The sequence below is a fragment of the Sphingomonas bacterium genome, assembly GCF_903643065.1.
Taxonomy (GTDB): Bacteria; Pseudomonadota; Alphaproteobacteria; order Sphingomonadales; family Sphingomonadaceae; genus Sphingomonas.
Window position 1 is genome coordinate 1 of the sequence record NZ_CAHJWX010000019.1, and the last position, 14,054, is coordinate 14,054.

General features: G+C 67.6%; 16 protein-coding genes. 11 read left to right on the forward strand and 5 right to left on the reverse strand.

Annotated features, from left to right (window positions below; genetic code table 11):
• Both HUU95_RS01560 and HUU95_RS01565 read left to right on the forward strand, forming a co-directional pair.
• Window positions 1-232, forward strand: a 232-nt coding sequence (locus tag HUU95_RS01560; RefSeq protein ID WP_438827192.1) for a DUF6975 family protein, incomplete at its 5' end; no start/stop codon positions are given.
• 56 nt (window positions 233-288) lie between these two features.
• A complete protein-coding gene (locus HUU95_RS01565) occupies window positions 289-1,143 on the forward strand; it encodes an AAA family ATPase (protein WP_174278489.1) in 855 nt (284 codons plus the stop codon).
• 146 nt (window positions 1,144-1,289) lie between these two features.
• Here the strand turns inward: HUU95_RS01565 and HUU95_RS14275 are convergent, their stop codons facing one another.
• Both HUU95_RS14275 and HUU95_RS14280 read right to left on the reverse strand, forming a co-directional pair.
• Window positions 1,290-1,646 carry a hypothetical protein gene (locus HUU95_RS14275; protein WP_217429716.1) on the reverse strand — a complete coding sequence of 119 codons (357 nt, stop codon included), beginning with the start codon at window positions 1,644-1,646 and terminating at the stop codon, window positions 1,290-1,292.
• Window positions 1,647-1,757: 111 nt separating this feature from the next.
• Window positions 1,758-2,360 (reverse strand): acyltransferase family protein, encoded by a 603-nt coding sequence (locus HUU95_RS14280; protein ID WP_217429717.1) that lies wholly within the window; start codon window positions 2,358-2,360, stop codon window positions 1,758-1,760.
• A 347-nt stretch (window positions 2,361-2,707) separates the two neighbouring features.
• On the opposite strand from HUU95_RS14280, the gene HUU95_RS01575 reads away from it, so the two are divergent.
• Genes HUU95_RS01575 through HUU95_RS01585 form a run of 3 tightly spaced genes read left to right on the forward strand, consistent with a single transcriptional unit; the run spans window position 2,708 to window position 5,495 of the window.
• The gene (locus HUU95_RS01575; RefSeq protein WP_174278479.1) at window positions 2,708-2,971 is read left to right on the forward strand and encodes a hypothetical protein; all 264 of its coding nucleotides are present in this window, start codon (window positions 2,708-2,710) and stop codon (window positions 2,969-2,971) included.
• A gap of 41 nt (window positions 2,972-3,012) precedes the next feature.
• Window positions 3,013-3,558, forward strand: coding sequence for a CHAP domain-containing protein (locus tag HUU95_RS01580; protein WP_174278480.1), 546 nt, complete (start codon window positions 3,013-3,015; stop codon window positions 3,556-3,558).
• 56 nt (window positions 3,559-3,614) lie between these two features.
• On the forward strand, window positions 3,615-5,495 hold the full coding sequence (locus tag HUU95_RS01585) for a CocE/NonD family hydrolase (RefSeq protein ID WP_217429719.1): 1,881 nt from the start codon (window positions 3,615-3,617) through the stop codon (window positions 5,493-5,495).
• Between the two features lie 3 nt (window positions 5,496-5,498).
• Here the strand turns inward: HUU95_RS01585 and HUU95_RS01590 are convergent, their stop codons facing one another.
• Entirely contained in the window at window positions 5,499-6,887 is a 1,389-nt protein-coding gene (locus HUU95_RS01590) for a methyl-accepting chemotaxis protein (protein WP_174278481.1), read from the reverse strand.
• 75 nt (window positions 6,888-6,962) lie between these two features.
• Here HUU95_RS01590 and HUU95_RS01595 point away from each other — a divergent pair, with 75 nt between their 5' ends.
• Both HUU95_RS01595 and HUU95_RS01600 read left to right on the forward strand, forming a co-directional pair.
• Complete coding sequence (locus HUU95_RS01595; RefSeq protein WP_174278482.1) at window positions 6,963-8,141, forward strand: vWA domain-containing protein; 1,179 nt, start codon at window positions 6,963-6,965, stop codon at window positions 8,139-8,141.
• Between the two features lie 114 nt (window positions 8,142-8,255).
• A complete protein-coding gene (locus HUU95_RS01600; RefSeq protein WP_174278483.1) occupies window positions 8,256-8,558 on the forward strand; it encodes a hypothetical protein in 303 nt (100 codons plus the stop codon).
• Between the two features lie 99 nt (window positions 8,559-8,657).
• Here the strand turns inward: HUU95_RS01600 and HUU95_RS01605 are convergent, their stop codons facing one another.
• Window positions 8,658-9,854, reverse strand: a complete 1,197-nt coding sequence (locus tag HUU95_RS01605; protein WP_174278484.1) for an exo-beta-N-acetylmuramidase NamZ family protein — start codon at window positions 9,852-9,854, stop codon at window positions 8,658-8,660.
• Complete coding sequence (locus tag HUU95_RS01610) at window positions 9,851-10,405, reverse strand: DOMON-like domain-containing protein (protein ID WP_174278485.1); 555 nt, start codon at window positions 10,403-10,405, stop codon at window positions 9,851-9,853. The genes HUU95_RS01605 and HUU95_RS01610 overlap by 4 nt, the downstream gene beginning before the upstream one ends.
• Window positions 10,406-10,492: 87 nt before the next feature.
• On the opposite strand from HUU95_RS01610, the gene rimO reads away from it, so the two are divergent.
• The 4 genes from rimO (at window position 10,493) to HUU95_RS01630 (ending at window position 13,943) form a co-directional block, all read left to right on the forward strand.
• Window positions 10,493-11,836, forward strand: coding sequence for a 30S ribosomal protein S12 methylthiotransferase RimO (gene rimO / locus HUU95_RS01615; protein WP_174278486.1), 1,344 nt, complete (start codon window positions 10,493-10,495; stop codon window positions 11,834-11,836).
• A gap of 152 nt (window positions 11,837-11,988) precedes the next feature.
• Window positions 11,989-12,321, forward strand: coding sequence for a hypothetical protein (locus HUU95_RS01620; RefSeq protein ID WP_174278487.1), 333 nt, complete (start codon window positions 11,989-11,991; stop codon window positions 12,319-12,321).
• A complete protein-coding gene (locus HUU95_RS01625) occupies window positions 12,318-12,518 on the forward strand; it encodes a hypothetical protein (RefSeq protein WP_174278488.1) in 201 nt (66 codons plus the stop codon). Before HUU95_RS01620 ends, HUU95_RS01625 begins: the two co-directional genes overlap by 4 nt.
• Before the next feature lie 24 nt (window positions 12,519-12,542).
• On the forward strand, window positions 12,543-13,943 hold the full coding sequence (locus tag HUU95_RS01630; RefSeq protein WP_254602557.1) for a serine hydrolase domain-containing protein: 1,401 nt from the start codon (window positions 12,543-12,545) through the stop codon (window positions 13,941-13,943).
• The last annotated feature ends 111 nt before the right edge of the window (window positions 13,944-14,054 follow it).

Genomic DNA, 14,054 nt, shown 5'->3' on the forward strand with positions numbered 1-14,054 from the left:
GGTCGCGGCGCTGCTGGTGGATTGGGGCGCGATCCGGCAGGTGCTCGCCGCCGCCGCCGAGCGCTTTGGCGTCACGCTGGCACCGTCGGCGCTTCCCTCCGACGAGCGGATCGCGGCCGCGCTCGCCGACACGGGCGAACGCGCGACCGGCTTCGGCGCGCAACAGCTGTTCGCCCGGCATCGCGGACTGTTCGGCCTGCTGGAGGCGCGGGCCAGCGCGCGCGGCGCGTAGCGGTTGCGCGCCGCCACCGGATCGCCCATCGCCGGCTCGCACGAGGAGCGATGATGATGCAGCGGTTCGAGGGCACGCGGGATTATGTCGCGACGGACGACCTGAAGGTCGCGGTCAACGCCGCCGTGGCGCTGCGCCGACCGCTGCTGGTCAAGGGCGAGCCCGGCACCGGCAAGACGGTGCTCGCGCACGAGATCGCGCGCGCCGCCGGTGCCGAGCTGATCGAGTGGAACGTCAAGTCCACCACCAAGGCGCAACAGGGCCTGTACGAATATGACGCGGTGGCGCGGCTGCGCGATGGCCAGCTCGGCGACGCGCGCGTCCACGACATCGCCAACTATATCCGGCGCGGCAAGCTGTGGGAGGCGTTCACCCGCCCGTCGGCGCCGGTGCTGCTGATCGACGAGATCGACAAGGCCGATATCGAGTTCCCCAACGACCTGTTGCAGGAGCTCGATCGCATGGAGTTCTTCGTCTACGAGACGAAGGAACTGGTCCGCGCGGTCGAGCGCCCGATCGTGGTGATCACGTCCAACAACGAGAAGGAACTGCCCGACGCCTTCCTGCGCCGCTGCTTCTTCCACTACATCAAGTTTCCCGACCGCGACACGATGCAGGCGATCGTCGACGTCCACTTTCCCGGCATCCAGAAGATCCTCGTGGGCAAGGCGATGGATATCTTCTACGAGGTGCGTGAGGTGCCGGGGCTCAAGAAGAAGCCGTCGACCTCCGAGCTGCTCGACTGGCTCAAGCTGCTGCTCCACGAGGACCTGCCGCTTGACGTGCTGCAGAACCGCGACCCGACCAAGGCGATCCCACCGCTCCACGGCGCGCTGCTCAAGAACGAACACGACGTGATGCTCTTCGAGCGCCTCGCCTTCTTGGCCAAGCGGCAGGCGCATCGGGGCTAGGTTCCACAATCGGGCCGGTCCGGCGGCGCATTGACAATGGCACCGGACGCGCGGCGGCCGCCCCTGGTAGTGACGACGGTCATGAAGTTCTGACTAAGCACGCCCTGAAGCCGGCTCACGCCGGCGCTTTGGCTTTGAACGCGCAGTCAGACCGGCAAAAGTGTCAGTGGCCGGCGGCGAATGCGATGACTCCAGGCAATAAACCGGCTTTCGAAGTGAAATGTTGATAGGTGAGCGAGGCCGAAGGTCAGCGCGAAGGTGAGCGGCCGCTTGGAGTATTTGGTCCAGCCGGCACCGGATCCCAGCCAGCCGTGAGCCATGAAGGGATGGATGATATACAACGCGTAGGATATCCTCGCGATATAGGCGGCAGGTCGCGACTCCAGCAGCGGCGACAGGCCAGGGATCCTGCGCAGGATAGTCACGCCCACGGTCGCGGCGACCAGGTAGGGTCGCGCATAGTTGAGCCATGGTAAGCTGGTCGCGGCGGACAGCGCCGCCAAGATAGCTATCGGCCAGAACGGCAGTCGGGCCAAGACTCGGGACCAGGGTCCGTCCGGGGCATGAACGATCAATGCCAGGATGCCGCCGGCCAGGATTTCATCAACCCGGAATCAAGTGACGATCGACACCTCTACACCGACTACAATCCGGCTCGCCGTTACCGCCGCTGCCGCCATCGGCACCAACCACAACCCACGACGGCCAAGTCCCAAGACCAGGATCGTGATCGCGAGATAGAATTGCATCTCCACGCCTAAGCTCCAGAAATGGCCTGACCATGGCGCAAACGGGAACGGCGGCAGATTGGCGTAGAACAGGAAGTTGGAAATCCAGACAGGAGGACCCACCTTCTCCAAGGGCAGGGTCAATATTAGCGCCAGCCATGCCAGCGGTAGGATACGGGCGATGCGCCGCACCAGAAATCGACCGATGTCTGGGTCGCGCTGGAGGATGCTGACAATAAGAAAACCGGACAATGTGAAAAACACCGCCATCCCGATGACGCCGACCTCGCCGTTGATGTTCCAGAGCTTGGGGCCGAGCGGCAGCAGGTGAGCTGCAAGTACCAGCAGGATGCTGAGCGCGCGCCAGCCATCCAGCATGCGAAGCCGACGGTGCTGCGTTTCACCTACTGCACTGGTGAGATCAGCGGAAGGAAGGGGTGGACCGTCGGATGCAGCAACATCTCGGCTTTGTCCGTCGTGCCTGTTCATGCATGAAATCCGTTCGTTATGGTACGAGAGGCTGGCACGTCATTGTCTGCGATGATATCGGATTTGATAGGTATACGCGAATGTTTTCGAGGCGTTGATATGTGCCAGTTTAATGCTGGACCAGCCAAGCGGGTCTTTGCCAACAATGTGCTGGGTGGCTGCGCTGCAGCATGACGACACGGGCATGATCAGCCCGACGCTAGCGTTGCTGGTGCGCCAGAGCGTCCTCGTCCTCCCTGCCGCGGCTCTTAACGCTTAGCAGCGCGTCTCGACGACATCCGAACAGCCCTAGCCTTTCACCGATCCTCGTTGTCGGGGACAACACCGGCCACCTCGTCGCCGAGCAGATGCTGCTCGATGTCGCGGGACAGGTCCGCAGGTGGGGACAGACGCCGGTCGTGCTCCCGCTTCAGGATCGAGGTTACGGCGACGACTTACTGTACCGGCTCGTCGGACCGGCGCTCGACTCGGAGGGGATCAACGGCAGGCCGCGGCTGATCCGCCGGGCGGCGCAACATCGCTGGCGCTGCCTGGTGGCACGCCACACCAGATCGCGCTGGAGCAGCGGCGCGATCCCGTCACGTCCTTATCTACCAGTCATCAACCATTGATGTCATACTAAACCACGACATCTGGTACCAGAGTAGCCGTCATGCGCTCGCTTTCCTGCCGTATCGCCTTGCTGGTCGGCCTCGCCACCACCGCCGTGCCGGCGTCCGCCGACCTGCTCGGCTATGTCGGCCAGTGCGTGCCGTTCGCGCGGGCCGCGTCGGGGATCCAGATCTTCGGGGATGCCTGGACCTGGTGGGACCAGGCCGACGGGCGCTACGAACGCGGTCATCGTCCCCGCGCCGGCGCCGTCATCGTCTTCGAACGCTCGGGCCGGCTGCCGCTGGGCCATGTCGCGGTGGTCAGCCGGGTCATCGAGAAGCGGGTGGTGATGCTCACCCATGCCAATTGGTCACGGTTCAATGGCGAGCGGGGCCATGCGGAGCAGGACGTGACGCTGTACGACGTGTCGCCCGACAATGACTGGAGCGAGGTCAAGGTCTGGTTCCGCGACTCGGACGGGCTGGGCTCGACCGTCTATCCGATCGCCGGCTTCGTCTATGGCGACGGGCCGCCCGCGCCCGAGCTGACCGGGCGCCACCCGGACTATGTCGGCGCGCTGATCGATGCCTATGTTCCCGGCCGCTGACGGCTAGGCGTCGCGCCGCCGCTGTGCCACGAACCGCCGCCGAGGAGTATAAGCGGATGCGGTGGACGATCGGATGGGGATTGGTGGCGCTGGGCGGCGCCGGGCTCGCGCAGGAGCTGCCGTCGGACATCCCCAAGGCGTTCAAGCCGGTGCCGATCGTCCGGCATTATGAGCGCCGCGTCGCCGAGATCCCGATGCGCGACGGCGTCAAGCTTCACACGGTGCTGCTGATCCCGCGAGGGCTGACCGGCGGGCCGATCCTGCTCGATCGCACGCCCTACCACGCGGACCGGATCATCAAGGCCAGTGACGCCACGGAGGCGGACCAGATCGTCTCCGCCTCGGCGGGCGAGCTCGTCCGGGCCGGCTATATCCTGGCCGTGCAGGACGTGCGCGGCAAATACGGTTCGCAGGGCGTGTACGTCAACGAACGCCCGCTGCGGGGCCCCGACAACCCCGGCAAGGTCGATCACGCGACCGACGCCTATGACACGATCGACTGGCTGGTGAAGCACACGCCCGAATCGAACGGCCGCGTCGGGATGATCGGTACCAGCTATGACGGCATGATGGTCGCGATGGCGCTCACCGACCCGCACCCGGCGCTCAAGGCGGCGGTGCCGGCCAATCCGGTGATCAACACCTACAAGGGCGACGACGACTTCCACGGCGGCGCGACCAGGGTCATCGGCTACGACTATTACTATAGTCAGGACACCGCCAAGGGCGAGGGCGACGACCTGCCACGCGCCGATTACGACGATTACAACGAATGGCTCCGCGCCGGCTCGGCGAGCGACTTCGTCCACGCGCACGCGCTGGAGCAATTGCCCATCGCGCAGCGGCTGCACGATCACCCGACCTATGACGCCTATTGGCAGGCGCAGGCGCTGGAGGACATCCTGCCCCGGCGCGCACCCTCGGTGCCGACGCTGTGGATCGCGGCGCAATGGGACCAGGAGGACATCTACGGCGCGGTCGCCGCGTTCACGGCGCTGGAACCGGTCGATCCGCAGGGGCTGAACCACCTCGCCTTCGGGCCGTGGCGTCACGGCGGCTGGATGGGCGACGGCTCCACGCTGGGCGCGATCAAGTTCGACGCCGACACCGCCAGGCAGTTCCGGCAAGGCACGCTGATCCCGTTCCTGGACGAGCATCTCAAGACGAACGGACGGCCCGCCAACCTGCCGCGCGTCTTCGCGTTCCAGACGGGCACGAACCGGTGGCAGCGGCTCGATCGCTGGCCCGCGTCGACCGCGATCCAGCGCTGGTCCTTCGGCGCGAACAATACGCTCGCGGCCACGCCGGGCACCGCGACCGGCGCGGACAGCTACGTCAGCGATCCCGCCAAGCCGATCCCCTATCGCCTGCGCCCGATCCGCCCGACCTATGGGGAGAACTCCACTTGGGGCCAGTGGCTGGTTGACGACCAGCGCCCGTTCAGCGATCGCACGGACGTGCTCGCCTACCAGAGCGCGCCGCTGACGCAGCCGCTCGCGATCGCGGGCGCCGCGGCGGTGAACCTTCAGGTGACGACGACGGGCACCGACGGCGATTTCGTCGCCAAGCTGATCGACGTCTACCCGGACGTCTACGGCCCCGACCACAAGCTGAGCGGTTATCAGCTGGCGGTCGCGATGGACATCGTGCGTGGCCGCTACCGCGACAGCCTGTCGAGCCCCAAGGCGTTCGTGCCCGGCCAGCCCGCGACCGTGCGCGTGGTGCTGCCCCATGCCAATCACGTGTTCCTCCCCGGTCATCGGCTGATGGTGCAGGTCCAGTCGAGCTGGTTCCCGCTGTACGATCGAAACCCGCAGACGTTCGTGCCCAACATCTTCGATGCCAAGCCCGGCGATTACCGCAAGGCGACGGTGAGCATCGCCTGGGGCGGCGCGGGCGGCAGCGCGGTGGAGCTGCCGGTGGTGCCGACGCCGTGACGCTCACGCGTCGCGATAGGCGATCTCGAAATTGCCATAGCGGCGGCCGGCGATGAACAGCGGGACATAGACGCTCTTCACCGTCAGCTGCTGCGACCGGCGGCTCATGGCATAGACCGACATGGTGAAGGGTGCCGTGCTCTCGATCGCGCGCCTGGTCGCGGCGTCGAGCAGCACGCGGCGGTTGCGGCAATGGAGATCGTTCCAGTCCGGATCGCCGGGTCGCGGCGGCAGCGAGCGGCCGGACCCGTGCGTCGGCAGATAGCCGTTGACGTCGGTCATCACGCAGCCCTCGATATGCTGGTCGGCGGCGACGATCCGGTCGATGACCGGACGGATCAAGCGATCGGCGCAGTCGGCGAAGCGATTGTCATGGCGCGGCGGATCGGAGCCGGGGATCGGGCGATAGTCGGTGTCGAACACCGCGTCCGCCTCGATCTCGCCACGCGCGATCGCCGTCTCGACCAGCTCCAGCACCTCGTCGCGGCCCGCGATCGCCATCTCGACGAAGCGCTGGTCGTCGCGCGCGAAGCCCGCCGCGACCAGGCGATCGAACATGCGGTTGGACAGCAGCTCCAGTTCCGTGACGTTGCGCTCGGCCTCACCCAGCTGTTCGCCGTTCGCGCGCGCATCGCGGGCGAAGCCGTCCAGCCCGTCGCGCACGCGGGTAACGCCCGTCCGCACCACCTCCGTCGCGCGCACTATCTCATCGGATTGCTGCGTCACCAGCTCGGCCAGCCGCGTCACCTCGCCCAGCACGCCGTCGATCGCGCCGAACCGGTCCTGCGCCGCGCGCGCCTGCTCGACGCCGGCGGACAGGTCGGCGGCGATCCCGCCGGCTTCCTGGTGCAGGCTCGCGATGCGCGTGCCGATCGCGTCGTTGGCGATGCGGGTGGAGGCGGCGAGCCGTTTCACCTCGTCCGCCACCACCGCGAAGCCGCGCCCGGCCGCCCCCGCGCGCGCGGCCTCGATCGTCGCGTTGAGCGCCAGCACGTTGGTGGTGCGCGCCAGCCCGTCGATGTCGGCGGTGACGCGGCGCACATCCTCCATCGCGGTCGCGAAGCGGGTCAGGTGCGCGCCCAGCCGCACCACCAGATCGGTCAGCTGCGAGAAGTCGTTGATCGACTCCGAGATCAGCGGCGCGCCCGCGCGGACATGCTCGCTCGATCGATCCGCCACCGCGCGCGCCTCGATCACCGAGCGCAGGCCATGCGCCTGTTCCGCCGACAGCTGCGCCGTCACGTCCTGCAGGCTCGCCAGCGTTACCATCTGGGCGCGGATCGTGCCGGAGACCCGGGTCATGTGGCCGTGCGCCTCGGTCGCGCCGATCGCGACGGCGCCGCAGTTGCGCGCCATGTCGTCGATCGCGCTCGCGTCCGCCTTCGTCGCCATGCTAGGCCCAGTCGTCGTCATGTCGCCGGCCTAGCCTCCACAAGGTAAGCGCGGCGTTAACCTGCCAGGGCCGTCATGTTCCTCGCCTTCCTCGACGAGCTGCGCGCCGCCGGCATCCCGGCCGGCCTCAAGGAGCATCTGACGCTGCTCGCCGCGCTGGAGGCCGACGTGATCGAGCGGACGCCGGAGCAGTTCTACTTCCTGTCGCGCGCCACCTATGTGAAGGACGAGGCGCTGCTGGACCGGTTCGACCAGGTCTTCGCCAAGGTGTTTCGCGGCGTCGCGCGGGACGGGGGCGAGCAGACCGCCGAGATTCCGGCCGACTGGCTCCGGGCGATCGCGGAACGGTTTCTGACCCCCGAGGAGATGGAGAAGATCAGGTCGCTGGGATCGTGGGACGAGATCATGGCGGCGCTCAGGCAGCGGCTGGCGGAACAGCAGGGTCGGCATCAAGGCGGCAGCAAGTGGATCGGCACCGGCGGCATCTCGCCGTTCGGCAATGGCGGCTATAATCCCGAAGGCGTGCGGATCGGCGGCGAGTCCGGGCGCGGTCGCGCGATCAAGCTGTGGGACCAGCGTGCGTTTCGCGACCTGGACAACACGCGCGAGCTGGGCACGCGCAACATCAAGGTGGCGCTGCGGCGCCTGCGTCGCTTCGCGCGCGAGGGCGCGGCGGACGAGCTGGACCTCGACGCGACGATCGCCGGCACCGCGCGCCAGGGCTGGCTAGACGTCGTGATGCGGCCCGAGCGGCACAATGCGGTCAAGCTGCTGCTGTGCCTGGATGTCGGCGGCTCGATGGACCCGTTCGTCACGCGGTGCGAGGAGCTGTTCAGCGCCGCCACGACCGAGTTCAGGCATCTGGAGTTCTTCTATTTCCACAATTGCCCGTACGAGGGTCTGTGGAAGGACAATCGCCGCCGCTTTGAGGAGCGGACGCCGACCTCCGACGTGCTGCACAAGTTCGGCCCTGACCACAAGCTGGTGTTCGTCGGCGACGCGAGCATGAGCCCGTACGAGATCACGCAGCCGGGCGGGTCGGTCGAGCACCATAACGAGGAAGCCGGCGCGGTCTGGCTGCGCCGGCTGACCGACACCTATCCGGCGGCGGTGTGGCTCAACCCGGTGGCCCAGGCGCAATGGGGCTATTCGCCATCGGTGACGATGATCCGCGAGCTGATGGGCGACCGCATGTACCCGCTGACGCTCGACGGCCTCGACAATGCGATGCGCGAGCTGACGCGCCGGCATTGATGGGCGCACATCCAGCTTGGCGACGGTGACGAGCCGGCGCGAGACGGCGGGGCACGCCGGGGGGTAGGAACATCGACGGCGCCCGCACCGTTGTGCCTGGGATCGGAGTAGCCCATGTCATCCATTCCCAATGCCAAGATGAAGCACGCGCATGTCCAGCACGATGCGCCCGCGCCCGCCCCGGAACCGCAGCCTCACGCCGAGGCGCCCGCGCCGGAATCGCTGACCGACCGCGCGAAGGAACTGGCCGGCGAGGCGGTCGAGGTGGTCAGGGAGCATCCGGGCACGATCGCGGCGATCGGCGCGGCGGTGCTGGCGGGCGCGGCGGCGCTGGTCGGCGGCCCCGCCATCGCCAAGGCGATCAAGGGCAGCCCCAAGCCCGCGCCGAAGAAGGGCGGGGCCAGGAAGAAGAAATAACCTCGTCACCCCGGCCTTGCGCCGGGGTCCGGCACGTCGGCCGGACGCGCCCGCGCCAGGGACGTGGTGAATGCCGGGGCGAACCCGGCATGACCCGCTTCAATACAGCAGGAAGTCGAGCCGCTCCTCCGCCCCCGCCGCCTCGTCCGGGGTCGCCAATGCGTCAAGGTCGCCCGGCGCGGCAGCGGGATCGTCCACCCACTCGCGCAACCGCGTCCCACCGTTGATCACGTCGATGGCCAGCTTGTCGAACTCGTACTCATACGGGAAGTCGCGCCACAGCGCCACATCGGGCATCAGCGTCCGCACCGCCCGGAACGCCGCCGCCTGAAGCCGCCACGGCCGGAACGCCCCGTGGTCGTAGGCCGAGCCCTCGGCATGGATGAACAGCCCGCCGCACAACGCCCCCACATGCTTGTGGAAGGTCGGCTGAAACCAGATCGGCCGCAGCGTGCAGCCCGCCAGCCACGCGGGCGCGAGCACCCGCATCTCGGCCAGCACCGCGCGCGCGTCCAGCCCCGGCGCGCCGAACATCTCCAGCGGCCGTGTCGTGCCCCGGCCTTCCGACAACGTCGTGCCTTCCAGCATCACCGTGCCCGCATAGGCACGCGCCATATTGAAATTGGCGGCATTGGGCGACGGATTGACCCACACCCGCTCGGGCGGCCAGCCAAAGCCCGGCCCCTCGTCGGGCCGCCAGCCGGCCATCGCGATCACGCGATAGTCGACGTCGAGCCGCCATCGCGTGACGAACCACCGCCCCAGCTCGCCCAGCGTCAGCCCATGGCGCATCGGCATCGGCCCGGCGCCGACGAAGCTCTCCCAGCCCGGGCGCAGCGTCATGCCTTCCACCGGTCGCCCCGCCGGATTAGGCCGATCGAGCACCCACACCGCCTTGCCCGCCGCCGCGCACGCCTCCAGCACGTACAGCAGCGTCGTCACGAACGTGTAGATGCGGCAGCCCACATCCTGGAGGTCGACCAGCAGCACGTCGAACGTCTCCATCGAAGGACCCGTCGGCCGCCGCACCTCGCCATAGAGGCTGAAGACGGGGACGCCGTACACCGGATCGGTCTCGTCCGGGCTCTCCATCATGTTGTCCTGGAGATCGCCCCGCACCCCATGCTGCGGCCCAAACAGCGCGGTGACGTTGACGCCCGCCGCGATGAGCGCGTCGAGCGAGTGGGTCAGGTCGGCGGTGACCGACGCCGGATGCGCGAGCAGGGCGACGCGCTTGCCCGCGAGCGGCGCGCGGAGGGCGGGGTCGGCGAGGAAGCGATCGATGCCGAAGTTCATGGAGCGGGTGGTGCCGGGAGCTTGGCGGTGAAGCAAGCCGGGTTGTGGAAGTCCGGCGGGCCGGGGGCGTGGGCGAGGGCCCAGTAAGATTTGGTGCCATCGGCTTCCTCAATGACGGCGGAGAGGCCCACGGCTGTTTCCCGGTTTGCGCACGCTGAGACGTCCAGCTCGGCGTGCACCGACATCAGCAACCCGTTGTACGGAGACAGCTGAATGTCCGGCTCGAAGGTGAGCGGTAGTTCACGCATCCCGGTCCGGTAATCATCGAAGGCATAGGCCGCCCAGGCAAATGACGGCGAAAGGTTGTACTCAATATAGCCGCTATCGCCCTCCGGCTTCAGGAACAGCTCGACGCAGGTCGTCTGCCACAGACCATCTGTCCGGACGGGTTCGACCGCGACAGGTAGATGAAGCTGACGACACGAGTGAATGTGGAAGTCGATCATGCGCTCGTGGGGTGCGCCGCCGAGCGTCGTCAGAAAAGCGTAGACAGCGGTCACGCCGCTGGACGGCGTGTCCGAATGGCAAGTCAGATCAAGCCGCGTCTGCATCGCCTCGCCTTTGGGCTTGCGCCCGTGAGCGTCACCAAAAGCCGAGTCTGGCGCAACCCGCAACCCTCCCCTACATCCCCGCCTCCCATGGCCACCGTCCTCCCCTCCCCGCCGCGCGTCGGCATGGTGTCGCTCGGCTGCCCCAAGAACCTCGTCGACTCCGAGCGCATCCTCACGGTGCTCCGGTCGGAGGGCTATCGTATGTCCCCCGACTATGCCGGCGCGGACGTGGTGCTCGTCAACACCTGCGGTTTCCTCGACTCCGCCAAGGAGGAGTCGCTCGAAGCGATCGGCGAGGCGATCGCGGAGAACGGGCGGGTGATCGTCACCGGCTGCATGGGCGCGGAGGCGCAGCTGATCCGCGCGCGTTTCCCGCAGGTGCTCGCGATCACCGGCGCGCATCAGTATGAGCAAGTCGTCGAGGCGGTGCACGCGGCGGCGCCACCAGCGCGCTCGCCCTATCTCGACCTGGTCCCCGGCGGCGCGGTGGAGGATGTCGACCTCAAGCTGACCCCGCGCCACTACAGCTATCTGAAGATCAGCGAGGGCTGCAATCACCGCTGCTCCTTCTGCATCATCCCGTCGTTGCGCGGCGATCTGGTCAGCCGCCGCCCCGACGCGATCCTGCGCGAGGCGGAGAAGCTGGTCGCCGCCGGCACGCGCGAGCTGCTCGTCATCAGCCAGGACACGTCGGCCTATGGCATCGACATCCGCCGCGAGCCCCGTGCCTGGAAAGGGCGCGAGGTGGTGCCGACGATGACCGACCTCGCCCGCGAGCTGGGCCGCATCGCGCCCTGGGTGCGGCTTCACTACGTGTACCCCTACCCGCATGTCGACAGCGTCATTCCGCTGATGGCCGAGGGCCTGGTGCTGCCGTATCTCGACATCCCGTTTCAGCATGCCTCGCCCGCCGTGCTCAAGCGCATGAAGCGCCCCGCCAACGAGGCCAAGGTGCTCGACCGCATCCGCGGCTGGCGCAGCGTCTGCCCCGATATCGCGATCCGCTCCACCTTCGTCGTCGGCTTCCCCGGCGAGACGGAGGCGGACTTCGAGTATCTGCTCGACTGGCTGGACGAGGCACAGCTCGACCGCGTCGGCGCCTTTCGATTCGAGCCGGTCGCCGGCGCCGCCGCCAACGCGCTGCCCGATCCGGTGCCCGAGGCGCTCAAGGAAGAGCGCTACGCCCGCGTGATGGAGCGCACCGCCGCGATCAGCGCCGCCAAGCTGGCCGCGAAGATCGGCGGTACGCTGCTCGTAATCATCGACGAGGTCGGCGAGGATGGCGCGACGGGCCGATCCCAGGCCGACGCGCCCGAGATCGACGGCGCCGTGTTCCTGCGCGACGCCGGCCACCTCGCGCCCGGCGACATCGTCCCCGTCCTGATCGAGGACGCCGACGAGCACGACCTTTATGGCGTGCCTAGGCGATGATGTTGAGGCATTACGGCTGGACCGTATAGCGTGGATGGGTCGCGACCATGACGGAAGGGTCTTCGCAGCTCCCGACATCGGTGATGTCCGGGGCACCAATAACCAGCCAGACTGGTGGGACCCCTCTGGTACTGGAGATCCATGGGCGAGAGTTGACCATATGGGTCGCTTCTGCTGATAGCCCGATCGTACGGCAGCGCCTGAAGGACCTCGGACGTCAACAGAAGACCTTCGCTGCCAGGGCTGGTAACGCGGCCAATACTGCTCAACAGGTGGGTATTGGCATCGGTGCGGCCTTGGCGGTCGGCGGTGGTGTAGCGTTAGCCACGGCTACTGCCGCTTTGGGCGCGCTCGTCCTGACGATATCAGGTGTTGTGATCGCGCTTGCTGGCCTGCTCGCTTCCCACCTCTTCACTTCGCGCCGAATCGCGCATGAGGAACGGGTCAGTCGCTATCTGGATGCTGCAGAGGAGCTGAAGCAATGACATCTCTATTGTTCAACAATTTACTCATCGTTGTCGCAGTGACCGCCATCGTGATAATTTCCTACCTGCTGGCGGTTCTTTGGCATCAGGTGATCCGGGACGACCGAACCAGCGAGCAGACAGAAACGGCGTTCTTCGAGTTCCTGCGGGAGTTGATGGCCCGACACGAACGCGACAGTGCCAAGCCGACCTCGTAGCGTTGTGACGACCGAGGCTAAACGATGATGCGAACAGACTGGCTGTGGCTTGCTCCTCTCTCCCTCCTCTCCACCCCCGCGTTCGCGCAGGCGCTCACGCCCGCCGAACAGGCGCAGATCGACAAGGTCGTCACCGACGCGCTCGCCGACACGGGCGTGCCGTCGGCCGAGATCGCGATCGTGCGCGGGGGGCGGATCGTGCTGTCCCGGGCCTATGGCAAGCAATGCGAGCGCTGTGGCGCGCCCGATCCGACGCTGCCCTACCAGATCGCGTCAAACTCAAAGCAGTTCACCGCGATGGCGATGCTGCTGCTGGAGGACGAGGGCAGGCTGAACCTGGATGATCACGTGGCCAGATACCTGCTGGGCATCAGCGGGGGCGACACGATCACGGTGCGCCAGCTCTTGTCGCACACCAGCGGCCTGCAGGATTACTGGCCGCAGGATTACAGCTTCAAGGCGATGGCGACGCCGGTCACGCCCGCGCAGATCGTCGACCGCTGGGCCAGGAAGCCGCTCGATTTCACGCCTGGCACGCAGTGGCAATATTCCAACACCGGCTATGTCGTCGCCGGACTGATCGTGGAGAAGGTGGCGGGCATGCCGCTGCTCGACCTCCTGCGCCAGCGCATCTTCGGGCCGCTGGGCATCCGCGCGATCGACCAGGACCTGGCGCGAGGGCCCGGCTTCCCGGACGGCTACAGGCGCCTTGCGCTCGGCCCCGTGCGGGTCGAGACGCCGGCGGCGCGCGGCTGGCTATACGCGGCGGGCGAGCTGTCGATGTCGGCGCAGGACCTTGCGAGATGGGACATCGCGCGGATGGACCGCGCGCTCGTGCCGGCGGACGACTGGGCCGCGCAGGAAACGCCGGTGCGGCTCGCGGACGGCTCCACCACTGGCTACGGGCTGGGCGTCTTCGCCGGGGTCGCCGACGGTCGCCGCTTCGTGGAGCATAGCGGCGAGGCGGTCGGCTTCCTGTCGGAGAACATGGTGCTGCCGGACGACAAGGCGGCGGTGGTGGTGCTCACCAACGCCTGGTTCTCCGACGCCTATCGGCGCATCGCCACCGCGATCAGCCGCATCATCCTTCCCACCCCGCCCGCGACGGCGGACGATCAGGCCGCGATGGTCAAGGTGCGCCAGGTCTATGATCAGCTCCGCACCGGTACGCTGGACGCGCGCCTGTTGACGGCGGACGCCGCCTATTACTTCAACCCCGCCGCGCAGGCCGACTACCGGACCAGCCTGCAACCGCTGGGCGAGCCGGCGGCGTTCACGCAGGCCGGCAAAACGGCGCTGCGTGGCGGCTTCGTCGAGCGCAATTACCGCGTCAGCTATCCCGGGCGCGTGCTCCAGATCGGCACCTTCGCCGAACCGGGCCCGGGTGGTCGCCTCGAACAACTGCTGGTGAGCCCCGCGCAATGATCGACCTGCCCGCCCTGCTCCGCCCCGATCGCGGCGAGCCCGCCCGCGCGATCCACCTCGTCACCCCCGCCGACTGGCCCGCCTGGCTCGCCGCACAAGCCCCGCGCGTCC